The organism is Salinimonas lutimaris (genome assembly GCF_005222225.1).
In the GTDB taxonomy this organism is placed as follows: Bacteria; Pseudomonadota; Gammaproteobacteria; order Enterobacterales; family Alteromonadaceae; genus Alteromonas; species Alteromonas lutimaris.
This window is the reverse complement of sequence record NZ_CP036536.1, coordinates 1,449,795-1,475,636: the sequence shown is the minus strand read 5'-3', so window position 1 is coordinate 1,475,636 and position 25,842 is coordinate 1,449,795. Positions and strand designations below refer to the sequence as shown.

General features: G+C 51.7%; 26 protein-coding genes. 7 read left to right on the top strand and 19 right to left on the bottom strand.

Annotation, left to right across the window (positions count from 1 at the left end; translation table 11 throughout):
- Window positions 1-46: 46 nt before the first annotated feature.
- Window positions 47-979 (bottom strand): flagellar motor protein MotB, encoded by a 933-nt coding sequence (locus EZV72_RS06255; RefSeq protein WP_137166435.1) that lies wholly within the window; start codon window positions 977-979, stop codon window positions 47-49.
- Between the two features lie 3 nt (window positions 980-982).
- Window positions 983-1,744, bottom strand: coding sequence for a flagellar motor protein PomA (pomA, locus tag EZV72_RS06250; RefSeq protein ID WP_137166434.1), 762 nt, complete (start codon window positions 1,742-1,744; stop codon window positions 983-985).
- Window positions 1,745-2,041: 297 nt separating this feature from the next.
- Between pomA and xseB the strand changes: the two genes are divergently transcribed.
- The 3 genes from xseB to dxs are packed head-to-tail and all read left to right on the top strand — an operon-like array spanning window position 2,042 to window position 5,134.
- The gene (gene xseB / locus EZV72_RS06245) at window positions 2,042-2,284 is read left to right on the top strand and encodes an exodeoxyribonuclease VII small subunit (RefSeq protein WP_137166433.1); all 243 of its coding nucleotides are present in this window, start codon (window positions 2,042-2,044) and stop codon (window positions 2,282-2,284) included.
- A gap of 51 nt (window positions 2,285-2,335) precedes the next feature.
- Window positions 2,336-3,226, top strand: coding sequence for a (2E,6E)-farnesyl diphosphate synthase (gene ispA / locus EZV72_RS06240; RefSeq protein WP_137166432.1), 891 nt, complete (start codon window positions 2,336-2,338; stop codon window positions 3,224-3,226).
- Window positions 3,227-3,268: 42 nt separating this feature from the next.
- A complete protein-coding gene (gene dxs, locus EZV72_RS06235) occupies window positions 3,269-5,134 on the top strand; it encodes a 1-deoxy-D-xylulose-5-phosphate synthase (protein ID WP_137166431.1) in 1,866 nt (621 codons plus the stop codon).
- 101 nt (window positions 5,135-5,235) lie between these two features.
- Here the strand turns inward: dxs and EZV72_RS06230 are convergent, their stop codons facing one another.
- The 10 genes from EZV72_RS06230 to lpxD all read right to left on the bottom strand — a co-directional run bounded on the left by EZV72_RS06230 (window position 5,236) and on the right by lpxD (window position 13,632).
- Window positions 5,236-5,721, bottom strand: a complete 486-nt coding sequence (locus EZV72_RS06230; RefSeq protein ID WP_137166430.1) for a phosphatidylglycerophosphatase A family protein — start codon at window positions 5,719-5,721, stop codon at window positions 5,236-5,238.
- The gene (gene thiL, locus EZV72_RS06225) at window positions 5,721-6,686 is read right to left on the bottom strand and encodes a thiamine-phosphate kinase (protein WP_137166429.1); all 966 of its coding nucleotides are present in this window, start codon (window positions 6,684-6,686) and stop codon (window positions 5,721-5,723) included. The genes EZV72_RS06230 and thiL overlap by 1 nt, the downstream gene beginning before the upstream one ends.
- Window positions 6,687-6,748: 62 nt before the next feature.
- Window positions 6,749-7,168 carry a transcription antitermination factor NusB gene (nusB, locus tag EZV72_RS06220; RefSeq protein ID WP_137166428.1) on the bottom strand — a complete coding sequence of 140 codons (420 nt, stop codon included), beginning with the start codon at window positions 7,166-7,168 and terminating at the stop codon, window positions 6,749-6,751.
- A complete protein-coding gene (gene ribH, locus EZV72_RS06215) occupies window positions 7,168-7,641 on the bottom strand; it encodes a 6,7-dimethyl-8-ribityllumazine synthase (protein WP_137166427.1) in 474 nt (157 codons plus the stop codon). The genes nusB and ribH overlap by 1 nt, the downstream gene beginning before the upstream one ends.
- A gap of 107 nt (window positions 7,642-7,748) precedes the next feature.
- A complete protein-coding gene (gene ribBA, locus EZV72_RS06210; protein WP_137166426.1) occupies window positions 7,749-8,852 on the bottom strand; it encodes a bifunctional 3,4-dihydroxy-2-butanone-4-phosphate synthase/GTP cyclohydrolase II in 1,104 nt (367 codons plus the stop codon).
- Window positions 8,853-8,878: 26 nt separating this feature from the next.
- The gene (locus EZV72_RS06205) at window positions 8,879-9,541 is read right to left on the bottom strand and encodes a riboflavin synthase (protein ID WP_137166425.1); all 663 of its coding nucleotides are present in this window, start codon (window positions 9,539-9,541) and stop codon (window positions 8,879-8,881) included.
- A gap of 10 nt (window positions 9,542-9,551) precedes the next feature.
- Window positions 9,552-10,682, bottom strand: a complete 1,131-nt coding sequence (ribD, locus tag EZV72_RS06200) for a bifunctional diaminohydroxyphosphoribosylaminopyrimidine deaminase/5-amino-6-(5-phosphoribosylamino)uracil reductase RibD (RefSeq protein ID WP_137166424.1) — start codon at window positions 10,680-10,682, stop codon at window positions 9,552-9,554.
- Window positions 10,683-10,689: 7 nt separating this feature from the next.
- Window positions 10,690-11,139 carry a transcriptional regulator NrdR gene (gene nrdR, locus EZV72_RS06195; protein ID WP_137166423.1) on the bottom strand — a complete coding sequence of 150 codons (450 nt, stop codon included), beginning with the start codon at window positions 11,137-11,139 and terminating at the stop codon, window positions 10,690-10,692.
- Window positions 11,140-11,206: 67 nt separating this feature from the next.
- Window positions 11,207-12,463, bottom strand: a complete 1,257-nt coding sequence (gene glyA, locus EZV72_RS06190; RefSeq protein WP_137166422.1) for a serine hydroxymethyltransferase — start codon at window positions 12,461-12,463, stop codon at window positions 11,207-11,209.
- Between the two features lie 128 nt (window positions 12,464-12,591).
- On the bottom strand, window positions 12,592-13,632 hold the full coding sequence (gene lpxD / locus EZV72_RS06185; protein WP_137166421.1) for a UDP-3-O-(3-hydroxymyristoyl)glucosamine N-acyltransferase: 1,041 nt from the start codon (window positions 13,630-13,632) through the stop codon (window positions 12,592-12,594).
- A gap of 215 nt (window positions 13,633-13,847) precedes the next feature.
- On the opposite strand from lpxD, the gene ettA reads away from it, so the two are divergent.
- Together ettA and EZV72_RS06175 are read left to right on the top strand one after the other, a co-directional pair.
- The gene (gene ettA / locus EZV72_RS06180) at window positions 13,848-15,518 is read left to right on the top strand and encodes an energy-dependent translational throttle protein EttA (RefSeq protein ID WP_137166420.1); all 1,671 of its coding nucleotides are present in this window, start codon (window positions 13,848-13,850) and stop codon (window positions 15,516-15,518) included.
- A 156-nt stretch (window positions 15,519-15,674) separates the two neighbouring features.
- Window positions 15,675-16,097, top strand: coding sequence for a PilZ domain-containing protein (locus EZV72_RS06175; protein ID WP_137166419.1), 423 nt, complete (start codon window positions 15,675-15,677; stop codon window positions 16,095-16,097).
- Here the strand turns inward: EZV72_RS06175 and radA are convergent.
- Window positions 16,064-17,428: a DNA repair protein RadA gene (gene radA / locus EZV72_RS06170; RefSeq protein WP_137166418.1), complete on the bottom strand. Its 1,365-nt coding sequence runs from the start codon at window positions 17,426-17,428 to the stop codon at window positions 16,064-16,066. The two genes, EZV72_RS06175 and radA, sit on opposite strands and share 34 nt — an antisense overlap.
- 198 nt (window positions 17,429-17,626) lie before the next feature.
- Here radA and EZV72_RS06165 point away from each other — a divergent pair, with 198 nt between their 5' ends.
- The gene (locus tag EZV72_RS06165; protein ID WP_137166417.1) at window positions 17,627-20,152 is read left to right on the top strand and encodes a PilZ domain-containing protein; all 2,526 of its coding nucleotides are present in this window, start codon (window positions 17,627-17,629) and stop codon (window positions 20,150-20,152) included.
- On the opposite strand, the gene serB is transcribed toward EZV72_RS06165, so the two are convergent.
- The gene (gene serB, locus EZV72_RS06160) at window positions 20,149-21,162 is read right to left on the bottom strand and encodes a phosphoserine phosphatase SerB (RefSeq protein ID WP_232364520.1); all 1,014 of its coding nucleotides are present in this window, start codon (window positions 21,160-21,162) and stop codon (window positions 20,149-20,151) included. The two genes, EZV72_RS06165 and serB, sit on opposite strands and share 4 nt — an antisense overlap.
- A gap of 130 nt (window positions 21,163-21,292) precedes the next feature.
- Between serB and EZV72_RS06155 the strand changes: the two genes are divergently transcribed.
- Window positions 21,293-21,928: a hypothetical protein gene (locus EZV72_RS06155; RefSeq protein ID WP_137166416.1), complete on the top strand. Its 636-nt coding sequence runs from the start codon at window positions 21,293-21,295 to the stop codon at window positions 21,926-21,928.
- On the opposite strand, the gene EZV72_RS06150 is transcribed toward EZV72_RS06155, so the two are convergent.
- The 5 genes from EZV72_RS06150 to lepB are packed head-to-tail and all read right to left on the bottom strand — an operon-like array spanning window position 21,882 to window position 25,841.
- Window positions 21,882-22,688 (bottom strand): TatD family hydrolase, encoded by an 807-nt coding sequence (locus EZV72_RS06150; protein WP_137166415.1) that lies wholly within the window; start codon window positions 22,686-22,688, stop codon window positions 21,882-21,884. The genes EZV72_RS06155 and EZV72_RS06150 overlap by 47 nt on opposite strands.
- 34 nt (window positions 22,689-22,722) lie before the next feature.
- Window positions 22,723-23,361 (bottom strand): pyridoxamine 5'-phosphate oxidase, encoded by a 639-nt coding sequence (gene pdxH / locus EZV72_RS06145; protein ID WP_137166414.1) that lies wholly within the window; start codon window positions 23,359-23,361, stop codon window positions 22,723-22,725.
- Between the two features lie 14 nt (window positions 23,362-23,375).
- Complete coding sequence (gene era, locus EZV72_RS06140) at window positions 23,376-24,284, bottom strand: GTPase Era (protein WP_137168676.1); 909 nt, start codon at window positions 24,282-24,284, stop codon at window positions 23,376-23,378.
- Window positions 24,271-24,960, bottom strand: a complete 690-nt coding sequence (gene rnc / locus EZV72_RS06135; protein ID WP_137166413.1) for a ribonuclease III — start codon at window positions 24,958-24,960, stop codon at window positions 24,271-24,273. The genes era and rnc overlap by 14 nt, the downstream gene beginning before the upstream one ends.
- Window positions 24,960-25,841: a signal peptidase I gene (gene lepB / locus EZV72_RS06130; RefSeq protein WP_137166412.1), complete on the bottom strand. Its 882-nt coding sequence runs from the start codon at window positions 25,839-25,841 to the stop codon at window positions 24,960-24,962. The genes rnc and lepB overlap by 1 nt, the downstream gene beginning before the upstream one ends.
- Between the last annotated feature and the right edge of the window lies 1 nt (window position 25,842).

Here is a 25,842-nt window from a genome sequence, read left to right as displayed (position 1 = left end):
GCCTCCAACGGTGCGCTGATTAAAACAAAGGCCCGCAATTGCGGGCCTAGTTGTTTAATACCGAAATGGGTTTTGACTCCAGCGCCTTACCCTGATTAATCGTGATCTCTACCCGGCGGTTTCGGGCGCGCTCTGCAGTGGTCTGGGGTTTTTCGACCAGTGGGTGCGTATTGGCTTTGCCCACGACTTTCATCCGATTTTCATCAAACCCTGGCGCCCGGCGCAATTCCTCTGCCACCGCCACCGCCCGCTGTGCAGATAAGTCCCAGTTAGACCGGTAAAGCTCATTAGCAATATGCTGTCCATCGCTGTGACCAGAAATCTCAATTTCACCGGGCATGTCAGCCAAAATAGCTCCGACCTTTTTCAGTACCGGTTTAAATTGCGGTTGCAAAAAAGCGGAACCCGCGGCAAAAGACCCGTTTTCCCGAATACGGATTGTCAGTTGCTGGCCCAGACTTTCCATTTCCAGCGAACCATCAACAATTTCTTTTTGCAGTTGCTCAGCGACTTTTTTCATCATTTCGCTGACCTGCTCTTTATCTGCACTGGCCTCAGCAGAAGCGGCAGAATCACTGGCGGTTTGCTGGGCCTGTCCGCCTCGCTGCTCGCCCCGCTGTTTCTGGCGGCCGCCGGCAGAGTCTTCATCACCAGCCTGAAACTCCAGCATCTGCTGGGTCATTTCAATAGTCTGCTGCTGAATCGTTTCGATAGGTGTGGGGTCCGGTTTACCCGGGCGAAATTCCATCGCTATGACCGAGGTGCCTTTGGGTATATCTTTAACCTCAATTTTATTTTGTACCCCGAACGCATATTTCATGGAGCCGGCAATCTGTTTAAATTTCAGCACATCCATTTCAGAAAATGCCAGTAGCAACACAAAGAAGCACATCAACAGCGACATCAAGTCGGCAAAGGTTCCCATCCAGGCAGGAAGCCCTTCAGGAGGGCATTTCGGACATTCTTCTTGCTGCGCCATGCCTTATTCCTCTTCGGTGCTGCCACGTTTGTTGGCGGCCAGGTAGTTTTTCAAAATACCTTCAATGACCCGTGGGTTCTGGCCATCAGCAATACCTACAATGCCATCAAGCACCAGCTTCTGGTTCAGTTTTTCCTCTTCTACCCGGTTAGCCAGTTTTGAGGCTATTGGCAGACAGATTACGTTAGCCAGAAACGCACCATACAGAGTGGTTAACAAGGCTACCGCCATGGCCGGCCCGATGGCTTTCGGGTCATCCATGTTAGACAGCATCGCCACCAGGCCAATCAGGGTACCAATCATTCCCATGGCCGGTGCCACATCGCCCAGCCCTTTGAATATGGTCACCCCGAACTCGTGGCGCTCGGTGGTCATCGTAATATCCTTGGCCAGGGTGTCGCGTACCACTTCAATATCATGGCCATCAACCAGCATGTCGACCCCTTTTTGCATAAACGGGTTCGAAATTTCGGCTTCTTCCAAAGCCAGAAAGCCGCCTTTACGGGCAGCATCAGCCATTTCAACAATTTTTTCGATCAGCTCGTCCGGGCTGTCGATTTTGAACATAAAGGCCTTGCCGGCGACTTTCCCTACGGTAAAGAACTGCCCCAGAGTGAACTGGGACATCACAACAAAGATAGAGCCACAAAATACGATCAGTACTGAGGGTACATCGACAAACATGCTCAGGTCGCCACCCAGGACCATGGCCATGACAATAAAGCCAATGCCTCCCAACATGCCTATGACGGTTGCTAAATCCACTCCTAGATCCTCACTATACAATTTCGGTTACTGCTACAGGACCTCATACGAACCACGCCAGTGTGTATGCAATAAAACAGGTCCCGCCAGCATAGTGTTAATATCACTATCGGCCAACGCAATGAATTCTAAACCTAAAATGTGCAAAAGCAGGTGTAGAATTTCATAACCACGGTATCTTTGTATAAACTTTAGCGTAAAGTCGGCCTTACCGCGTCATTACTGGACAAACCATTTGACCGGCCCAGTGCTGTCGGTTAATGTGCGCCTATCTGTAATAACTGTGGATATGCGACTGTGAGTGACGCAAAAACCGCCCCTTCATTTGAAGAAAGCCTGTCTGAACTGGAAACCATTGTAAATCAGATGGAATCTGGCGATTTGCCGCTAAACGAGGCGCTGCAAAAGTTTGAGCGTGGCATCGCGCTGTCCAGACAAAGTCAGCAAGCGCTGGAAAACGCCGAGCAAAAAGTGAAAATTTTGCTGGCCGAGCAAGGCGAAGAAGCCCTGTCTGATTTAAATACCGACAGCAACGCCTAATCATAGCCGGGCCATCAGGTCACCCGGGTTTACTTTCAACAGGCATTTTCTATGAATTTCGATGCACTTCGTCAGCAGGTCAAACATCAGACTGACGAAAAACTGCTGCACCTTATCTCATCCCTGCCAGACCATGCTCCCCGCCTGAAGCAGGCCATGCAGCATGCCCTGCTGGTAGGCGGAAAACGGATGCGCCCACTGCTGGCCCATCTGATTGGCAATAGTCTGGATATTCCTCAGCAGGACCAGCTGACTATCAGTATGGCCATTGAGTGTATTCATGCTTATTCGCTGGTGCATGATGATTTGCCGGCGATGGATGATGATGATCTACGTCGTGGCCAGCCCACCTGTCACATTCAGTTTGACGAAGCGACCGCCATACTGGCGGGCGATGCCCTGCAGACTCTGGCATTCAGTATTCTGGCTGATCAGCCAATGTCCGATTATGCCGATGGTCAGCGCGCTCGTCTGGTTTCCATTCTGGCCAAAGCAGCCGGGTATATGGGGATGTGCGGGGGTCAGGCGATTGACCTGGCCGCTACCGGAAAAAGTATTGATATTGAAGAGCTTACCCGCCTGCACCGGTTAAAAACCGGCGCCTTGCTGGGCGCCTGCGCGCAAATGGTGACGCAGGTGGCTCCATCAATCAGTGACCAGGATCAGCAGAGTCTGATAAACTATGCACGGATTATAGGTCTGGCGTTTCAGGTTCAGGACGATATTCTGGACATTGAAGGAGACGCGCAGGTATTGGGTAAGCCGCAGGGCTCTGATGAGCAGCAGGGTAAGAATACCTTTCCTGGCTTGCTGGGGATGACACAAGCGAAACAAGAGCTTGCCGCCCTGCACGACGAAGCACTGAACACGCTGGCCAGTTTACCCTACAACACTGATTATCTGGCCGCGTTTACGGATTTGATGGTTCAGCGCAACCACTAGTCCGGCGATTTTTGCACAGCGACAAATACAGAATAATAACCAATGAGTTTAGATTTATCCCACTATCCCATACTGGCCCAGGCACAAACCCCGGACCAGCTGAGAAAACTGCCTCAGGACAAGCTTAAAGCGCTGGCCGATGAGCTTCGCCAGTATTTGCTTACCTGTGTAAGCCAGACCAGCGGCCATTTTGCCTCCGGTTTAGGAACGGTAGAGCTCACCGTAGCCCTGCATTATGTCTATCAGACACCATTTGACCGGTTGATCTGGGATGTTGGTCATCAGGCCTATCCGCATAAGATCATCACCGGCCGTGCCGGGCGCATGCCTACCATTCGTAAAAAAGGCGGGCTGCATCCGTTCCCCTGGCCAAACGAAAGCGAATATGACACGTTCGCCGTTGGTCACTCGTCCACCTCGATCAGTGCCGGTCTGGGTATGGCGGTAGCAGCCGAAAAAGAAGGCAAAGGCCGCAAAGTGGTATCTGTCATCGGCGATGGTGCAATGACGGCTGGTATGGCATTTGAAGCTTTGAATCACGCCGGTGATATTAAAAAAGACATGGTGGTGGTGCTGAACGACAATGAAATGTCGATTTCAGAAAATGTCGGTGCCCTGAACTCTCATCTGGCCCGTCTGCTGACCGGTAATTTTTTCAACAAGATTCGCGGTGGTGGCAAAAAGCTGTTGAGTAACATGCCGCCGCTTAAAGAATTTGCCAGCCGGGCAGAAGAACATCTTAAAGGGATGGTAGTACCCGGGACCATTTTCGAAGAGCTGGGCTTTAATTACATTGGCCCGATTGATGGTCACGATGTTAATGCAATGGTGGATACCCTGCGCAATATGCGTAATTTTGAAGGGCCACAGTTACTGCACGTGGTAACCCGCAAGGGTAAAGGCTATCCGCAGGCCGAACAGGATCCGATCAAATTCCACGCTGTCCCTAAATTTAACCCGGCGGACAAGGCGCTGCCTAAATCAAAACCGGGCTCTCCAAGCTTTTCAGCAATTTTTGGTCAGTGGCTGTGTGATATGGCCAGTCAGGATCCTAAACTGATGGCGGTTACCCCTGCTATGCGTGAAGGCTCAGGTATGGTCGAGTTTTCACAGAAATATCCGAAACAATACAGTGATGTGGCCATTGCCGAACAGCATGCGGTGACTTATGCCGCAGGCCTGGCCAAAGATGGCCTGAATGCAGTGGTAGCTATCTATTCCACCTTTTTGCAACGCGCTTATGATCAGCTTATTCATGATGTGGCGATTCAGGAACTGCCAGTCTTATTCGCTGTTGATCGGGCCGGCATTGTGGGCGCAGATGGCCAGACTCACCAGGGCGCTTTTGACCTGGCATTTTTACGCTGTATCCCTAACATGATTGTGATGGCACCAGCAGATGAGAATGAGTGCCGTCAGATGCTCTACACCGGTCATGTTGCCACTATGCCAGCAGCAGTACGCTACCCCCGTGGCGCAGGCAAAGGGATTCCCCCTGAGACTGACATGCAGGCACTGCAGATCGGTAAGGCACGGAAACTGCGCGATGGTGAGAAAGTGGCCATTCTCAACTTTGGAACGTTACTGCCGTATGCAGAAAAAGCCGCCGAAGCATTAAACGCCACCCTGATCGACATGCGCTTTGTTAAGCCCATTGATGAGGACATGGTTTGTGCCATGGCCGACAGCCATGACTTACTGGTTACTCTGGAAGATGGCTGTATTGCCGGTGGCGCCGGTAGTGGCGTCACAGAGACGCTGCAACAGCATAAAAAGCTGGTGCATACCCTGCTGCTGGGCTTGCCTGATAAGTTTATTGAGCAAGGCACCCAGGAAGAAATGTACACCGAGCTGGGACTGGACGCCAAAGGCATTGAACAGCAGATCACGGACTACCTGAGCCGCTAATCAGCTCACAGTAAAACGATAAGCACAAAAAAACCGGTTCACTGGAATAAAGTGAGCCGGTTTTTTATTGGCAGCTTGTCACGCCTGGAAAAGCCTGGCAGCTAAAAGGGCATAATCAGTAACAGAGCGTGCAATGCCGCGCAGGACATCAGGCCCGCCAGTAAATCATCCAGCATAATGCCGGTACCGCCATGCAGGCGCTTATCAATTACATTGATGGGCCAGGGTTTGAGAATATCAAACAGCCGGAACAGGACAAATCCCGCAGCCAGATGCAGGGGCGTCAGTGATACAAACAAAAAAGTGCAAAACATGCCGGCGACCTCATCCCAGACAATGGAACCATGGTCATGTACCTGCATGTCATCGGCTGTTTTACCGCAAAAGTAAATGCCAATCAGCGAGATCGCCACTGTTACGGCAATAAATGCCCAGGCTGACAAACCGGTAGTCAGTAATAACAAAGGGATGGCCGCCAGTGAGCCAAACGTACCCGGCATAAACGGGACAAGGCCACTGCCAAAACCCAGCGCACAAAAGTGCACCGGATTTTTCATTGATATGCGTTCGCGGTATTCCCGCTGCATCAGAAACTGTGCTCGTAGCCAGACAGTTCAGGCATAGGGAAAGGCGCATCACCCAGCTTTAAATCAACCTTACCGGCATTACCGGTAATCTGACCGACACAGGTAAACTTCACCCCGGTACTGCCTAATGCTGTTTCCAGGTTTCCCCGCTGCTCTTCATTGACGGTAAAGATAAGCTCGTAGTCATCGCCGCCTGTTAGTGCATATTCCCGCGCTTTATCAGGGCTGACACAGTCATTCAGCTGAGCTGACAAGGGTAACTGGTCAACCTGAACATGTGCTCCACATGCTGAATTACGCAGGATATGCCCCAGATCAGACAAAAACCCGTCAGACACATCAATACAGGCGCTGGCAAGCCGGCGCAGAGCGGTTCCTGCTGCTACCCGCGGCGTCGGATAAAGATGCCGGTTAATCAAGTATTCACGCACACCATCCCCCGCATCCAGCGACTTTTGGAGTACTGCCAGTCCGGCTGCGGCATCGCCCAGGGTACCGGTCACAAAGATCCAGTCACCAGGGCGTGCTGTTGAGCGTTTCAGTTCGTTCCCCGGTGGAACAAAACCTTGTGCAGTAATGGTCATCGACAGTGGACCACGCACGGTATCACCACCGATCAGCTGAACAGAATAGTACTGAGTTAACTCATACATACCTTCAGCAAAATCTGCCAGCCAGGCATCATCGACTTCAGACATGGCCAGTGACAGACTGATCCAGGCCGGTTCCGCGCCCATCGCCGCCAGGTCGCTAAGGTTAACCGCCACCGCTTTGTAGGCAACGGACTTGGCCGGCGCATCTTTTAAGAAGTGAACACCAGACACCAGTGTATCGGTGGTAATCGCAAGTTGCTGATTCGGAGCAACGGTGGTAACTGCGCAGTCATCACCAATGCCCACGACCACGTCCTTGCGTTCGTAACCGCCTGCAGCGAAGTAGCGGCCTATCAAGTCAAATTCTTTCACAGTATGCAACTAATTACACAAATGGATTCACACTGTACGCCAGGCGGCGTTACAGTGATCACTTATCTTTCGTGCTCACGCAGCTTGCGAACGGCTTTATCAAGGGCTCCGTTAACAAACTTGTGGCTATCTTCCGCACCAAAAATTTTCGCCAGTTCAATGGCTTCATTAATGATTACACGATAAGGCACATCAACGCGCTCAACCAGCTCGAAGGTCGCCACCCGCATGATGGCTTTTTCGATCTGATCCAGCTCCTCGGGCAAACGCCCCAGGTACGGTTTGATGGTAGCGTCCAGGGTAGTGGCTTGCTGGGCAACACCACGCAGCAATGCCTGGAAGTACACCATATCAACCTGATGCATGTTATTGCTGGTTGCCAGAGCCAGTTCAACCTGGGCAATATCATTGCGGCTCAGCTGCCAGGAATAGACACCCTGTACAGCCAGTTCACGGGCTTTACGTCTTGCTGAAACTTTCATTAAAGACTTTCCACGGCACTCATTACATTAACCATCTCAAGGGCGCCTAACGCAGCCTCAGAGCCTTTATTACCGGCTTTTGTACCAGAGCGCTCAATAGCCTGTTCGATAGAATCAGTCGTGATAACGCCAAATGATACCGGCACACCGTATTCTAAAGACACCTGCGCCAGCCCTTTGTTACACTCACCGGCGACAAAATCAAAATGTGGCGTACCGCCACGAATCACTGCACCCAGTGCAATAATTGCATCAAATTGTTTCTTTTCGGCCAGTTTCTTTGCCACTACCGGTAATTCATAAGCACCTGGTACACGTACCAGTGTGATATCGTCATCGCTCACTTCACCGTGACGCTCCAGTGTATCCAGCGCACCTTCCAGTAAGCTCTCAACCACAAAGCTGTTAAAACGCGACACGATAACAGCAAACTTTTTACCTGTTGCTCTGATATTACCTTCGATTACCTGCATGGCTCTTTACCCTTGAGAAAAAACGGCGCGCAGTATAGCACAACTGCACGCAAACTAAATGGATTGATTTGTTGCACCGGTGGGGATTTTCAGCTCCCGAACGGGCATTATTCCGGATGGATGTATTCTACCACTTCCAGACCGTAGCCGGACAAGGCATGGTATTTAACCGGTTTGCTCAACAGGCGCATTTTGTGTACACCCAGTGACGCCAGAATCTGACTACCGACCCCAATCGTGCGGGATGAACCCTGCCACTCTTTACCCTGCGGCTGCTCACCACGATCCTCAGCGGCAAACTGCTGAACCTGACCCACCAGGTCCTCCTGCTTGCCCAGTACCACCAGTACACCGCCCTGCTCTGCAATCTGCTGCATGCCCTCGGGTAAAGTAAGCGAGCGGTTAATGGCCCGGGTCGACCCCAGCAGATCACTTAAGGTGTTATGCAGATGCACTCGCACCAGCGTGGGCTCATCAGCACTGATTTCGACATTTTTCAATGCAAAATGAATCTGATTATCGATCACGTCTTTAAACGTGTGCAGTTCAAACTCACCAAATTCAGTGGGCAGTTTGCACTGTGCCACCTTCTCAATGGTGGTTTCATTGAGGTTGCGGTATTCAATCAAATCGGCAATTGTGCCAATTTTCAGTCCATGCTTCTCGGCAAATTTTTCCAGTTCAGGGCGTCGGGCCATGGTGCCGTCTTCATTGAGAATCTCAACGATAACACCGGCCGGTTCACAGCCTGCCAGACGTGGCAGGTCAACACCGGCCTCGGTATGACCCGCCCGGTTCAGTACCCCGCCTTCTTTGGCAATCAGCGGGAAAATGTGCCCGGGTTGCACGATATCTGAGGCCTGGGCATCAGGATTCACCGCCGCCAGAATGGTTGCGGCCCGGTCAGCAGCTGAAATGCCGGTGGTAACGCCACGGGCAGCTTCAATTGACACGGTAAAATTGGTGGAAAACTGCGCTCCGTTGTTATCGACCATCAGCGGCAGGTTCAGGCGTTTACAGCGCTCCTGCGTCATGGGTAAACACACCAGCCCGCGAGCATGAGTGACCATAAAGTTGATAGCTTCAGGAGTCACATGCTCCGCAGCCATGATGATATCGCCTTCATTTTCGCGATCTTCATCATCCATCAGGATCACCATTTTGCCCTGACGAATATCTTCGATAATTTCTTTGGTTGTATTTAAAGCCATAACTTCCGTCTTATGTAGGGTGTTTTTTATTTTCTTAAAAAGCCGTTTTCAGCCAGAAAAGACATATCAATGCCGCTGGCTTTGGGCGCGGCCGCTTTATCGCCCAGCATCAGACGTTCAAGATAACGTGCAACGACATCCACTTCCAGATTTACCTGAGAACCCGCTTTATAAGAACCAATAACGGTTTCCTGAAGGGTGTGCGGAATAATCCATAGCATAAACTCGGCGCCACGCACTTCGTTCACTGTCAGGCTGACGCCATCGACCGTAATACTGCCTTTGTGAGCAATATATTTGGCCAGGTCGTCTGGGGCTTTAACCCAGATTTCAAAATAATCGGCATGCTCGGTAATACTGGAAATAGTCCCCACACCATCAACGTGGCCAGACACAATGTGGCCACCAAACCGGTCTGTCGGGCGCATGGCCTTTTCCAGGTTAACCTGAGAGCCAGCCCGGTAATGCGCAAAACCGGTCAGTCGGATCGTTTCTGACGAGACATCCGCGCAGTAATAATCTTCGCCGTATTCCACCACGGTCAGGCAAACACCATTGGTAGCAATGCTGTCACCTAAGGCAACATCACTCATATCCAGCTTGCCGGCAGAGACGGTAAGTCGAATATCCTCGCCGCGTCTGTCAAGTTGACGCAGAGTACCTAACGCCTGCACGATTCCTGTAAACATAGCTTTCCCGTTATTTGTTAAGGTGGCGGACCTGATAGGTCAGCCGTATATCCTGCCCTACCTGAACCTGTTCGGTCAGGCACAGCTCAATGGCATCATCAAGACTGGTCAGCTCGCCCAGCGACACCATACTGCGACCTCTGTCGCCCAGTAGCTTAGGGGCCTGATACACAATTAATTCATCGACTTCGCCAGCCAGTAACAACGCACCAGCCAGATCCGGTCCGGCTTCAACCCAGACTTCGTTGATATTACGCTGAGCCAGCATGGTTAACATAGCAGATAGGTCCAGTTTGCCATTTTGCAATGGTACCGGTACATGTTTTATTGCCCCGGGCTGATCATCTCCAACCATGCGCCATGTTTCATAACCGTCACTGAACAGCTGCAATGTGTCTGGCAGGCTGGCGTTGCTGTCTATCACTACCCGAACCGGTTGACGAATTTCGGCCAGCGGATAGTCGGTAAACCCGGCCTGTTCAGGGCGCACCAATAAACTGGGATTATCAGCCAGTGCCGTGCCTGAGCCGGTCAGCACCGCACAGCTTGCGGCACGATAATGCTGCACGTCACGGCGTGCCTGAGGGCCGGTAATCCACTGACTCTTACCATTTGCCAGCGCGATTTTACCATCCAGACTGGCTGCCAGCTTTACGGTCACAAAGGGCTTCTGGGTTACCATGCGTTTAATAAACCCACGGTTCAGAGCAGCCGCCTCCGCCGCCAGTATGTCACTCACCACTTCAATACCGGCCTGTTGCAATTTTTCAATTCCCCGCCCGCTGACCTGCGGATTAGGGTCCGTCATGGCAATCACCACCCTTGCCACGCCGGCTTTCACCAGGGCTTCAGCACACGGTGGTGTACGCCCGTAGTGACTACACGGCTCCAGTGTGACATAAGCGGTGCCCCCAGCCGCGCGCGCGCCTGCCTGCTGCAGAGCATGAACCTCAGCATGGGGAGTACCAGCCTGCAGGTGTGCGCCCTGACCGGCCAGGTTACCCTGACTGTCCAGAATCACACAGCCTACACGAGGATTAGGAGAGGTAGTATACCGGCCACGGCGGGCCAGTTTGATGGCTTGTGCCATCCAGATGTAGTCTTGTTCTACGGCAGAAGATGGCAAAGCAGTGTGAGTCATTGCGGTGTTAGTCGCCTAGTCGTGCGATTTCCTCACCAAATTCACGGATATCTTCAAAGGAACGGTACACTGAGGCAAATCGCACATAGGCGACTTTATCCAGCTCTTTTAAGGCGCTCATTATCAGATTACCCAGCAATTCGCTGGACACTTCCCGCTCACCGGTGGCTCGCAGTTTGGATTTTAAAGACAGTACGCACTGCTCGACCTTTTCGGTACTGACCGGTCGCTTTTCCAGCGCCCGTTGCAGCCCGGCCCGCAGTTTGTCTTCATTGAAAGGTTCGCGGGAGCCATCCCGCTTAATTACCCTTGGCATAACCAGTTCGGCGCTTTCAAACGTGGTGAAGCGCTCATGGCATACCAGACATTCACGACGGCGGCGCACCTGTTGCCCTTCTGCAACCAGCCGGGAGTCAATGACTTTAGTTTCCTGTTCGGAACAAAATGGGCAAAACATGGTGTGTCCTTAAGCGTCGGGGGCGTTGCCCCCCAATCGCAAAATAGGAACAACGCCGCGAATCAGATTAACCGTAAACCGGGAACTGTTCGCACAGAGCAACAACTTCCTGTTTAACACGGTCAATAACGCTGTCATCGCCCATGTTATCCAGTACATCAGCAATCCAGGTGGCAACCTGTTTAGCCTGCTCTTCACCAAAACCACGACGGGTAATCGCCGGGCTGCCGATACGCAGACCGCTGGTTACAAACGGCGAGCGAGGATCGTTAGGCACAGCGTTTTTGTTCACTGTGATGTTGGCACGGCCCAGCGCAGCATCAGCATCTTTACCGGTAATGTCTTTATCAACCAGATCCAGCAGGAACAGGTGATTGTCCGTACCGCCAGACACGATGTTATAACCGCGCTCCTGCATCACAGCGACCATTGCTTTGGCATTTTTTACAACTTGCTGCTGGTAGGTTTTAAACTCTGGCTGCAGCGCTTCTTTAAACGCCACCGCTTTAGCGGCAATTACGTGGCACAGCGGGCCACCCTGATTACCCGGGAATACCGAGCTGTTCAGCTTTTTATAAATGGTTTCATCGCCACAGGCTGACAGAATCAGACCACTACGCGGACCTGCCAGAGTTTTGTGCGTGGTGGTGGTGACCACATGGGCATGCGGCAGTGGATTAGGATAGACGCCAGCGGCAATCAGTCCGGCCACGTGAGCCATATCCACCAGCAGGTAAGCACCCACTTTGTCAGCGATTTCGCGGAAACGCGCCCAGTCCACGATACCAGAATAGGCAGAGAAACCACCGATAATCATTTTTGGCTTGTGTTCCAAAGCCAGCGCTTCTACCTGCGCATAATCAATCTCGCCGGTTTCGTCATTCAGACCATACTGTACAGCATTGTAGGTTTTGCCGGAAAAGTTAACATGCGCACCGTGCGTCAGGTGTCCGCCGTCAGCCAGGCTCATTCCCAGTACCGTGTCGCCAGCGTCCAGCAGAGCCATGAATGCTGCTGCATTAGCCTGCGAACCAGAGTGCGGCTGCACGTTGGCATACTCGGCGCCAAACAGCGCTTTGGCACGGTCAATTGCCAGTTGCTCAACCACGTCAACGTGCTCGCAACCACCATAATAACGCTTGCCCGGGTAACCTTCGGCATACTTGTTGGTCAGCTGTGAACCCTGCGCTTCCATTACACGTGGGCTACAGTAGTTTTCAGAGGCAATCAGCTCAATATGATGTTCCTGACGGGTGGTTTCTTTGGCCATGGCATCGGCCAGCTCCGGATCAAAATCCGCAATCGTCATTTCGCGAGGTAACATGGAGGCTCCTTAACAGCAGTTGAAATGGCGTAAAAATGAACGCCTATTCTATTCATTTTAGGCAGCAAGTATACTGCTTTATGGCCGTTTGCTTACAAACGGCCGTGGTACGATCTGTTGGTGGTCAGTCAGGTGTCTTTTGCCGCCGACTTTTCAAGGGTTTTAACCCGGTCGAACAGGCTGCCAATCTGGTTCAGGCGTACGGTATTTTTGCGCCAGTCCAGGTTTTTCATGGCCGGCTGACCCGAAGAATATAAACCCGGCTCAGTGATGTCCTGCACAATCATGGTATAACCGGTCACCTGTACGTTATCGGTAATGGTAATATGGCCGTTAATTCCCACACCACCACCAATAATCACATACTTACCAATATTCACCGAGCCGGCGATACCGGTTGCTCCGCAAATGCATGAGTGATCACCCACCACGCAGTTGTGGCCAATCTGAACCTGATTATCCACAATCACATTTTTGCCAATTAGCGTATCTTCCATAGCGCCACGGTCAATACTGCTGGACGCACCTATCTGACTGTCATCGCCAATCTGCACTGAACCGGTTTGCGGGATGGGGATCCACACGCCTTTATCGTTAGCATAACCAAAACCAGACGCCCCTATCACGGTCTGCGAATGAATGGTGACCCGCTTACCAATGTTCACATCGTGATAGATAGTAACATTAGGGTAAATAGTAGTATCTGCACCGATGTGCGCGCCTTTACCAATTACGGTATTGGCACCGATGACGACATTGTCACCCAGCACGGCATTGTCTTCAATTATCACATTATGACCCAGTGAGACATCGGCGCCGACTGACGCGGATGAGGCTATGACCGCACTGCTGGCAATACCACTGGCTACCGCCGGCGTAGTGTCAAACAGCTGAGCGATATAGGCAAACGCGGCATGCGGGTTGCCGTGAACCAGTGCAGGTACCGGGCTGTCGTTGCGCATTTTTTCATGCAGAATTACCGCCCCGGCACCGGTATCGGCCAGTTGCGGCTTGTATTTTGTATTGGTTAAAAATGAGATTTGCTGGCAGCTGGCACCTGACAGCGTGCCGACGCCGCTAAGCTGTACCTGCCCATCTCCCTGCACTTCACCGCCGACATGCTCGGCCAGTTCTGCCAGGGTATATGAGCGTTTACCTGCTGAGGTCATAGAACATCCTCTTGATGTGAATTCGCAATCTGGTTGATATGTTAATCCAAAATGGCTGTCGAGTCGCCCGCGCAGGGCAACAAAAACCATTTTCGTCGTGTTTATGTATGAAATTTCATCATTCACCGAAGGTTGTGGCGGACTTTACTGGTGAAGCGACCGTCAAAAGCTATACAATAACGTTTTATTCAGGTTTATTCAGGCAAGGACAAAGCATGTCTCAATACGTTTATTCCATGCATCGGGTAGGCAAAGTTGTACCGCCTAACCGTCAGATTCTTAAAAATATCTCGCTGAGCTTTTTCCCCGGCGCCAAGATTGGTGTGCTGGGTCTCAATGGCGCGGGTAAATCTACCCTGCTGCGCATTATGGCTGGCGTTGACACCGACATTGAAGGTGAAGCCCGTCCGATGCCGGGCATCAATATTGGCTATCTGCCACAGGAGCCACAGCTGGATGAGTCAAAAGATGTGCGTGGCAATATCGAAGAAGCCGTGGCTGATGTCACCCATGCGCTAAAGCGTCTGGACGAAGTGTATGCTGAATACGCTGCCGAAGATGCGGACTTTGATGCACTGGCAAAAGAACAGGGTGAACTGGAAGCGATCATCCAGGCCAAAGATGGACACAATATCGAAAATACCCTGGAGCGCGCGGCCGATGCCCTGCGTTTGCCGCCGTGGGACGCCGATGTGAGCAAGCTGTCAGGGGGTGAACGTCGCCGGGTGGCACTATGTCGCCTGTTGTTGGAAAAACCCGACATGCTACTGCTGGACGAGCCTACCAACCACCTGGATGCCGAATCTGTCGCCTGGCTGGAGCGCTTCCTGCACGACTACGAAGGCACCGTGGTAGCCATTACCCACGATCGTTATTTCCTGGATAACGTAGCCGGCTGGATTCTGGAACTGGACCGCGGTGAAGGGATTCCGTGGGAAGGTAACTACTCGTCCTGGCTGGAACAGAAAGACAAGCGACTGGAGCAGGAAGAACGTACAGAAAATGCGCGTCAGAAGTCGATTAAGCAGGAGCTGGAATGGGTGCGCTCTAACCCGAAAGGCCGTCATGCCAAATCCAAGGCCCGGATGAACCGGTTTGAAGAACTGTCGACCGCTGATTATCAAAAGCGTAACGAAACCAACGAATTGTTCATCCCGCCGGGTGAGCGTTTAGGTGACAAGGTCATTGATGTTACCAACCTGCACAAATCCTATGGCGAGCGCGTGCTGATTGATGACATGAATTTCTCCATTCCCAAAGGCGCGATTGTCGGTATTATCGGTCCCAACGGCGCGGGTAAATCGACCCTGTTCCGCATGTTAAACGGTCAGGAACAGCCTGACTCGGGAACGATTGAGCTTGGCGAAACCGTTAATCTGGCCAGTGTTGATCAGTTCCGCGATCACATGAACGAAAATAATACGGTATATAAAGAAATTTCTGACGATCAGGATGTTATCCGAATCGGTAACTTTGAAATTAACAGCCGTGCGTACTGCAGCCGTTTTAACTTTAAGGGCACCACGCAGCAGAAGTTCATCAAGGACTTGTCAGGCGGTGAGCGTAATCGTGTGCATCTGGCCAAACTGCTCAAAGCCGGTGGCAACGTACTGCTGCTCGATGAGCCAACCAACGACCTGGATGTGGAAACCTTGCGGGCGCTGGAAGATGCGTTACTGGAATTTCCTGGCTGTGCCATGGTTATCTCGCATGACCGCTGGTTCCTTGACCGGGTAGCCACACATATTCTGGATTACCGTGATGAAGGTAAAATTAACTTCTTCGAAGGTAACTATAATGATTATGAAACCTGGCTGAAAGAAACCTATGGTCAGGATGTGGTTGAGCCGCATCGCCTGAAGTACAAGCGTATGACCAAAAAATAAGGGGCAATAACCCGCTTATTTGCAGAGCCGGTGTAGCGATACACCGGCTTTTTTATTGTCCGGCGCCGGGTAAACACGGATCAGACAAGGTTGCAGGCTGGCCAAAAACAGGTTACACCTGAAGTATAAAGCGTTAAACATTATCTCGGAGAGACCATGTCAGACAAACGTCACGTTCATCGTGTTGCCTTGAATATTCAGGGACAACTGGGCCACGGTGATATTTTTGTGCCGGTAATTATTGAGGATGTTTCATTTAAGGGTCTGCGCCTTCGCGCCGAAGAAGCGGAAATAGATGTCCTGCCCTTTGACTCTCATGAGCCTTACCACATTGTCTTTTTAACCGACGAACAGCAGCCCCTGCTGGAGGCCTGGCTTGAACAGCTATACCGGCAGACAGATTCCCGTAAGTCGACCATCGCCATTGGCTGCAAGGTACATCATATTGAACTGGAAAATCTGGCTGTCCTGCGCCGCTTAATTGAGCTGAACAGCGGCGACAGTGATATGACAGCCCACGATTTGGATGCGCTGGTCGATGCGGTTTACGACACCGCCTCTAATGCTTCAGACAACTGAGTTACCGGTACAATTTCAATGCCTGCCGGTGCCGTTTTTGGCGCATTGGATTTAGGTACGATAGCCCGTTTAAAGCCATGCTTTGCAGCCTCTACAATCCGCTCAGAGCCATTAGGTACCGGTCTGATTTCACCGGCCAGCCCCACCTCACCAAAGACAATTAAATCTCTGGGCAGGGCATTATTTCTGAAGCTGGATACCATGGCCAGCAGCAAGGCCAGATCGGCGCTGGTTTCGGACACCTTCACCCCACCAACCACGTTCACAAACACGTCCTGATCGCTCATCTGAATATTGCCATGGCGATGCATAACCGCCAGCAGCATCACCAGCCGGTTTTGTTCCAGCCCCACCGCCACCCGGCGCGGATTAGACAGCTGGGAATAGTCAACCAGCGCCTGAATCTCTACCAGCAGCGGACGGGTGCCTTCCCATATCACCATGACACTGGAACCGGGCGCCTGGTTTTCGCCCCGGCTTAAAAAAATGGCTGACGGGTTACTTACTTCCTTCAGGCCTCTTTCTGTCATACCGAACACACCCAGCTCGTTGACTGCGCCAAAGCGGTTTTTATGACTGCGTAATGTTCGAAAACGGCTGTCGCTTTCCCCTTCCAGCATCATTGAACAGTCGATGCAGTGCTCCAGAACCTTGGGCCCGGCCAGATTGCCGTCTTTGGTCACATGACCAACAATAAACATGGCAATGTGATGCTGCTTGGCAAACCGGGTCAGGTAGGCGGCACTTTCGCGCACCTGCGAAACACTGCCGGGAGCCGATTGCACATCGGCCACATGCATCACCTGAATCGAGTCAATGACCATAATTTTAGGCTGCTGCTCTAAGGCCAGCTGACACACGGTTTCCACATTCGTTTCAGCCAGCATCATCAGATTGTCATCCGGCAGGCCCAGACGTTTGCCGCGCATAGCGACCTGCTGCAGTGACTCCTCGCCGGTGACATACAGGGCGTTATGCTGTCCGGCCAGTTGACACATTACCTGCAGTAATAAAGTACTTTTTCCCGCTCCGGGCGAGCCGCCGATAAGTATGGCCGAGCCCGGTACAATACCGCCACCCAGCACCCGGTCCAGTTCTTTAAAACCGGATGAAAACCGGGGTAGCGCTTCTAAATCAATCGCATTGAGTTTTTCAATTTTAGCGGTGGTTTGTCCGGCATAACCGGCCAGCCCGCGGCGCTCAGCTTTGGCCGGGCTCACCACAAATTCAGAAATGGTGTTCCAGCCTTTACATTCAGAACACTGTCCCTGCCAACGGGGAAACTCGGCCCCGCAATCAGAACACACATACGCAGTTTTTCGTTTGGCCATAAACTATTTTCACTTCAAATATTTCAGAGTATTCTACACTGATAAGAGGTAACCTGCATGCTGGCCATTGGAATTAACAATCTGATTCGTTCGGCAAAATACTAAACGAAGGTTGAATGCCGCCGGGGTTTAAGATGCAGGTCAGATTGCCGATATACAATAAAACGCATAAAAAACAGAATAAGTTGTAAACGCTTTATGAATGATGATCTCAGCCGGTATCGCGGGATAATAGAAGAGTTAAAACCCTATGCATCACGTTCTGATTTAAATCAGAAGGTGAACGAGCTGGCTGCTCACCTGCCCAATGACAAACGCTTTCTGATTAAAATGGAAGTCAAACGCCTGGCCCGCCCGTGTATGCGCTCGGTGGATTTGCGCGGTCACGTCAATGCAGAATGCCGGCTATACGAATTTGGTGGCGTCAGTCATTATCTGGATGATCTGGCAATTCAGACATTTGAAAAACAGGTCGGTATTTTTGGTCAGTTTACCTTCGGCGTGTATGAAGCGGTGATGGAGACGGAAAATAACTTCCGGGTCATGCGGGAAAAAGCCGAGCAGCAAGAAAAGCAAGAGGCCAGACAGCAAAAAGAAAATTCCCACGCGCTGGCGCTGGAAAAATACACCGTCCCTGTGGTAAACCTGTTGTCCTATGCCCGCCGTCAGCACGAGCGAATGAATTTTGCTGTTTCGGTGGAGCTGGTCACCTCTCAGGAAGTGCACTGGCACGGTAACAGTGTGGATATTTCCACCGAAGGCTTACAGGTAAAGCTGGGCCAGGAAGCACAAGTTGAGCGCAATGAACTGGTCGAAATCTTCTTTCGGGGATTAGAAGAAGAGTTTGCGATGGATAAAAAGCGCGGCATCGTTTATGAAGTGCTGAAAATTGTTGAAAAAAACGACTTTAAATATCTGATGCTAAAGCGTGCCAGTGAAATTCCCAATCCCCCGTTTGACAGCTTTCTGGAAAACTTTATTCATGGCAACAAACGCCGCTATAAAGTAAATATGGCCAACACTATTGATGCCATTTTTAATAAAACCGTAGAGCAGTTTTTATCGCCGCGCAGCCCCTCCTTGCCCTTGTTTGCAGAAATTCAGGATGGCCGCCTGGTTGCGCGCTATGCGATGCAAAATGAAATCAATACCGAGATTCTGGATTACTGGCGCGATGAGGAAGAAGTTCTGCGTATTGGTTATCTGGCCAACCCGAATCGTCTGGCGTGGATGGCCAAGCAGCCTGCCGGCCAGCAGGAAATGTATGTTTTTGCCTTTACTCATCTGCAAAATGAAAAAGTCTATTTTTACTCCGCCTCTACCGTTGAGCTGATGTTAAAGCCCGAGTTGCGTCATGCTTATCTTGGTTTTGGCTCCAGAAAAGTCAGCTGGCGGGTGTTCAAGCTGACCATGTCTTCCATGTCGGCCGATCAGGCCCACTCGCCGTTGTCGATTCCTGATACTGTCAGTAATAAAGTAAAGCACCTGAATCAGGCGCCATCTGCTCGTCTGATGAGCAAGCTGAAAAAATTGCGCTTCATTGTTCATGTCACCGATATTACCTCTGACACCGGCCAGCGCCATTATAACCAGTACCGGTTCAGCCGTGATAATCTGACTAACCTGCGTATTTTCGGTCACGCCCGGAATAAGCCACCGGCAGAAACCACCACCTATCGTTATCACTACCAGGATAAGCGTATGGAAAAACGCTATCTGTTGCGCACCGGCATTACAGTGCGGGATGTGTATAGCGGTGAAAGCTGGCAGGGCGTCAGTGAGGATATTTCAGTACGCGGCCTGCGGATCGAGCTGGCTTCTGAATTTTCCGGTAACAGCGAAGCCCAGCTTGAGATTGGCTTTCCCAAACTGCAGCCCCTGACCGACAAATTTGATGTGATGGCACTGCAATACCGCATTATTCATCACAATGACGAAAAGAATATTCTGCACTTAAAAGCGGTGGAGGGTCAGGATGGCGCCATTGCCCGCAATTTTTTCACTGAGCTTATCAAGCGTAATAAAAACGCGCTGGAAGAATACCCGGAAGGCGAAGATATGCCGGGAATGGGGCATGCTTTGCGTTGCATCAATGCCAAAAACACCCCGTCGCTGGCATTTGTAATGACAAAAGAAGGGGCGCGCTATCTGCCGATGGCGGCGATTGTCAATCGCCGGGATGAAAGTATTAATCATGTTGCAGCGTTACGCGGAACTGAGCACCAGCTGAATTTTGAGTTTATGTTCCGGGACCGCAATCTGGAAACACCGTTTATTCAGCATGGCATTCGCCAGATAAAGCTTGAACATCTGCCCATCCGCCAGGAGCTCTACATTGCTTTTGACCCTTCCCAGAAAGAAGGCCGAATGGCTATTCTGCCCCGGTTTGATACCCGATTTATCAGCGATGACACGCGCATCAATTTCATTGAGCAGGCGATGGAGCGCGGACAGTTTATTGCCCTGCATGTACTGTTGACCACCACCGGCAAGCCGGACATGGAATTACTGGAAGCAGAAATGAGCTATGTCAGTATGTACGCGATTCACCGGGCCAAGGAACTGGAAGCGCGGCTGTGGAGCATCATGGCCTGTGCACATCTGGTCGACATTACCGAAGAAGTCCTTGGCCGGTACAATATCGACCCGGAAAAAATACGCCAGAACCGGCAGTTTAACCACGCTGATGCCGGCTCTGTGATTTCGCCGCTATTACAGGCTTAACAGTTCAGATAATACAGCAGGCCGTGTAAACCGGTGTATCGCACCGCCACATCAGCCTGCTGATTGACAACTGGCTTAGCATGACAGGCTACGCCCAGTGCTGCTTCTTCCATCATCAGCAGGTCGTTGGCTCCATCGCCCATCGCTATCGTCTGCTGCGGGGCGATATCAAACTCTATGGACAGGGCCTGCACTTTTTGCGCTTTGACCTGCGCATTCACAATCTCGCCTTCGACCGTGCCGGTAAGCTTTTCGTCAGTCACACCTAATACATTGGAAAACGCCGCATCCAGGCCCAGACGGTTTTTCAGGTGATTGGCAAAATAGGTGAAACCACCAGATGCAATGGCCAGCTTCCAGCCGCGCATTTTCAGCTCCCGTAATAAAGCCTGCACGCCCGGCATCAGTGGCAGGCTGTCACGTAACTGCGCCAGACGGCTAACCTCAACACCACGCAGACACCCCACCCGGGTGTTCAGGCTCTGATTAAAATCCAGCTCCCCGCGCATTGCTTTGGCCGTCACCGCAGCCACCTCGTCTTTGACGCCGGCCAGGCTGGCAATCTCATCAATACATTCCATCTGGATAAGTGTACTGTCCATATCCATGACCAGCAGGCCCGGCTGCTGCAGGCTGGGCGCATTGCGCACCACGCCCACATCAACCCGGTACACATCGGCAATTTCAGCCAGTACGCTGTTAACCTGCTGCGGGTTGTGCACCGTGGCCTGACCGGTCAGCACAGTTTCACCGAATTGCCCACAAAACGGGTGACGCCGTATATTTGTCACGCTCAGTACATCGGCAAGGGCTTTTACGATGCCTTCAACCTGATGTAATGTGAGAGACTGGGCAAACATCACCAGCTGCGCATCGGTGGCAGCATCAAGTGGCGTGTCATAACGCTGCCAGCCTTCATCAAGAAGAGTCAGATAAGCGCCGGTAGGCAAAGTATCGGTTAAAAACGAATGTTGATGACGCTGCTCGTCAGTTACGGCAATGATGGCCACACTGTCCCCTGCTTGTTGAAAAAAATAGAAGCATTATCCTACCTTATGCTGCCGGCAAGCGGAATAACCCTTGGCAAGGGAACGTTATTCTTCTAGGGTATCGGTATCCTTTTTTTGCAGTCAGGTGATCATGTCCACTCATCCAGGCGATAAGCGTACCGATAAAACCGCCAGCGAGCAGCACAGCCAGGCCTATAAGCGCTTTTTGCATGCTGTGGTGGTCATTTGTGTGGCCGGACTGATTCTGCTAAGTATTCAGCTTTACAATCAGCAGCAACAACGCTGGCTGGAACATGATATTGATGAGCCCGGCGATGTTCTGGCCCGGCACTATGCCGCCATGCTGGCGCCGGCGTTAGGCAGTGAGAATGCCCCCCTGCTGCAACACGCCATGGCCACGCTGGAGGCGGAGCCGGCGGTGATGCAGGCATCGTTGTTTGATGCCCAGGGACGTCAGCGGGTACCGGCCTATCCGGCGGCTCCCCTGCCCGAGTCTGTCCGGCACAGTGAACAGGGTCTGGTGGTGCATCTTAGTGATATTAAAAATAACAGTGGTGCGGTGATTGGCTACCTGCGCGTTGTGTCGGTGCCGCCGCCCACCGATATGCTGCCAGCCCGGGGCGGACTGGATATGGTGATGATGGGTGCCATTATCGCTATTATTGCTTTTATTGCCGGCGTCTATATTGCCAGGGCTTTTTATAAGCTGCGGCCGTTTATTACCCGTCGTTATCAGGTATGGTCAAGACGCTGGTCGGGTCATTAAGTTTGAACAGGCGTCGATAATTATCGGTGGTTTGCCGAATGACCTCGGCCACCGGCAACGCTTTTAGCTGCGCCAGAGCGCTTGCGATATCCATCAGATACTGTGGGCTGTTACGTTGCCCCTGCCGGCCATTCACCGGCATGTCTGGCGCATCGGTTTCCAGTACCAGTGAGGTCAGAGGCATGGCGGCAATGGTGTCGCGGGTCTTACGCGCCCGCGGATAGGTGATGGTTCCCCCTACCCCCAGCAAAAAGCCGGCATTTTCATATTTGCGGGCATCCTGCAGACTGCCGGAAAACGCATGGACAATCCCGCCACCGGTAAACCCGGTTTGACTGATCAGCCCCAGCAGGCGGTGATGGGTTTTACGGTGATGCAGAATAACCGGCAGGTGCAGGTTAGCCGCAAGGCTAAGCTGGGCGCTGAACAAGGTTTCCTGTTGCTCAGAGGCAATATCCACTGTGGCATCCAGACCAATTTCTCCCACCGCCACTGCCTGTTCACCGCTATTGGCAAAATGGGTTTCCAGTGCAGTCAGCCCGGCAGTATTAAGGGTATCGTGAAAGTAGGGGTGCAGCCCAAAAGCCAGGTCAATATCGTTGAACCGGGCGGCAATCTGTTGTTGCCGCATCCAGCCTGAAGGCGTGGTGCCGGGTATAAGAAAGCGGGTAACGCCAGCTTGCCGACTGGCAGTAATGACCTGTTCCAGGTCATTATCAAAGGCAGCTAAATCGAGATGGCAGTGACTGTCAGTTAACATTCTGTTGGCGCTTTTTTCACTGCCGGAACAAGGCTCACGGCATCAGACGGGCGGTGGTCCAGTTGCCATCGGCCTGCAGATTGTATTCAAACCGGTCATGCAGGCGGTGTTCTCCGCCCTGCCAGAACTCTATCTGGTGGGGCACAATCAAAAAGCCACCCCAAAAGTCAGGCACAGGAAGCTGCTTGTCAGCAAACTTTGCTTTTAGCTGGCTAAACTGAGTCATCAGCAGTTCGCGGGTTTTCACCGGCTGACTTTGTCTGGATGCATAGGCTGCCAGCTGGCTGTCTTTAGGCCGTGAAAAGAAATAATCGGCGTTTTGTTTGAGACTCAGCTTGTGCGCCGTACCGCATATCCGCACCTGGCGCTCCATAAAAAACCAAGGAAAATGTAATGACACCCTGGGATTGTCAGACAACTCCTGTGCTTTACGCGACCCCAGGTTGGTAAAAAACGTAAATCCCTGCTCACTGACATCCTTAAGCAGCACAATGCGCTGTGAAGGCTGGCCGCTGGCATCTACCGTAGCTACCGTCATGGCAGTTGGATCCGGGATACTCGCTTCAATTGCTTCATCCAGCCACTGTTTGAACAGACTGACCGGATGTTCGGACAAATCTTTTTCAGTCAGCGTTCCCATAGAATACTGACGGCGCATATCTGAAATTGCCATGTGCAGCTCCGGTGTTAGTCTTCGCCATACCCCAGTGAACGCAGTGCCCGCTCGTCGTCGGCCCAGCCCTGTTTCACTTTCACCCATAATTCAAGAAACACCTTGGTATCAAACAGGCGCTCCATATCCAGTCGGGCCTGCTCACCAATCGTTTTAAGGTGCTGACCACCTTTACCGATAATCATGCGCTTCTGACTTTCCCGCTCAACCAAAATCAGGCCATTGATACGAAACACGCCATTTTCGGTCATTTTGAACTGCTCAATTTCAACCGTGGTTGAATAAGGCAGCTCATCGCCGGTGAATCGCATCAGCTTTTCGCGAATAATTTCGGCGGCCATAAACCGGCTGGAGCGGTCAGTAATATAATCTTCGGGGAAGAAAAACTCACTTGGTGGCAGGCTTTGTTTTACCAGATCACGCAGCGCATCTACCTGGCGACCCTGTTTAGCGCTGACCGGAATAATATGCGCAAAATCATGTTTTTCAGCCAGCTGCTGGATATGGCCAATCAGCTGCTCTTTTTCCTGAACTTTGTCGACCTTGTTGATGACCAGATAAACAGGCAGATTTGCCTGAGCTACCTTGGTCAGCACCATGTCATCTTCCGGGCCCCAGCGGGTGCCTTCCACGACCAGCAGAATCAGTCCCACTTCAGCCAGTGAACTGGATGCAGCCCGGTTCATAAACCGGTTGATGGCCCGTTTTTCTTCTTTGTGCAGCCCCGGGGTATCCACATAGATGGTTTGATAATCATCTTCAGTGTCAATACCTAAAATACGGTGGCGGGTGGTTTGCGGCTTACGTGACGTAATACTGACTTTCTGGCCCAGCAACCGGTTCAGTAAGGTGGATTTACCCACGTTAGGGCGGCCAACAATGGCAACCAGACCACAATGTGTCTGAGGATCATCCAGTTGCATTTTCAAGTTTCTCCAGCATGAGTTTCGCAGCTTGCTGCTCGGCTTTACGGCGGCTATTGCCCGACGCAATGACCGGTGTATCAATTGCTGTAACAGTACAGCTTACTTCAAAGGTCTGGGCGTGGTCTTTACCACTGATATTGACCACTTCGTATACCGGTAGCGGCATTCTGCGTGATTGCAAAAACTCCTGTAACCGGGTTTTGTTGTCTTTGGGATGCTCATTAGGATCCAGCGCAGCAAAACGATCTTTCCACAGGCTCAGTATAACCCGGCGTACCGTGTCGATGCCTGCATCCAGATAAATTGCTCCCAACACCGCTTCTACAGCATCGGCTAAAATAGAGCTGCGGCGGTGACCGCCGCTTTTCAGCTCGCCCTGTCCCAGTTTAAGCAATTCACCCACTTTGGCTTCGCGAGCCAGTTCTGCCAGCGTTTCACCTTTTACCAGCGTCGAGCGCATCCGGGTGAGTTTACCTTCCGGTACGGTGGGAAATGCGGCGTACAAGGCATCCGCGATTATCATACCCAGAATGGCATCGCCCAAAAACTCGAGCCGCTCGTTATGCAGCTTTGCCGCACTGCGATGAGTCAGCGCCTGCTCAAGCAGCGTCTCATCTGTAAATCGATAATCCAGTACGCGGGATAGATGTGCGTAACGGTCAATACCCTGCATTATTCAATGCCACCAATTCGGTTAAAGCGCACACCGGTGGGAACCCAGGTCGGGATCCAGTCTTGTGGTGAGCGTTCAAATTCAAAACTTATCCAGATTGCCACTGCCTTACCGACCAGGTTGGCATCAGGTACAAAGCCCCAGTAACGGCTGTCACGGCTGTTGTCGCGGTTGTCACCCATAACAAAGTATTGTCCTTCCGGGACTTTCCACTCGTTGCTACGTGTGCCCGGCTGGGTGTAAAAGCGCATGGACTGGTCCTGACGGGTAGGATGGCGTAATGTGTCGTGTGTTACATCCCCCAGTGTTTCGGTGTAGCGTAACAACGGTGCCATGCGCTGAACAAACTCACCACGGCTTTTAAACTCAACCGGTACCGGCGTCAGCTTTTTACATTCATTGTCGTTACTACCGGTGCACTGTGGCCGGATAAACAGCTGTTTGTTTTCATACACCACGGTATCGCCGGGCATGCCAACCACCCGCTTGATGTAGTCCACATTCGGGTTTTCAGGATACTTGAACACCACCACATCACCACGTACCGGCTCTCCGGTTTCAATAAACTTATGGCGGACGACTGGATCTTTTAATCCATAGGCAAATTTCTCAACCAGAATGAAGTCGCCTACCAGCAGAGTCGGCATCATTGAGCCTGACGGAATCTGAAACGGTTCATAAATAAATGAACGCAAGACTAGCACAAAGGCAATGACCGGAAAGGTTTGCTGGGCCGTGTCGACCCAGTATGGTATTTCCGCCTCGCTACCGCCGGTTTTACTGGCCTTACGCTTTGGTGCCCAGATAAATTTATCCAGTAACCATACTACGCCGGTAATAACCGTCAGAATGACCAGCAGTATCGAGAAGTAATTTGCCATG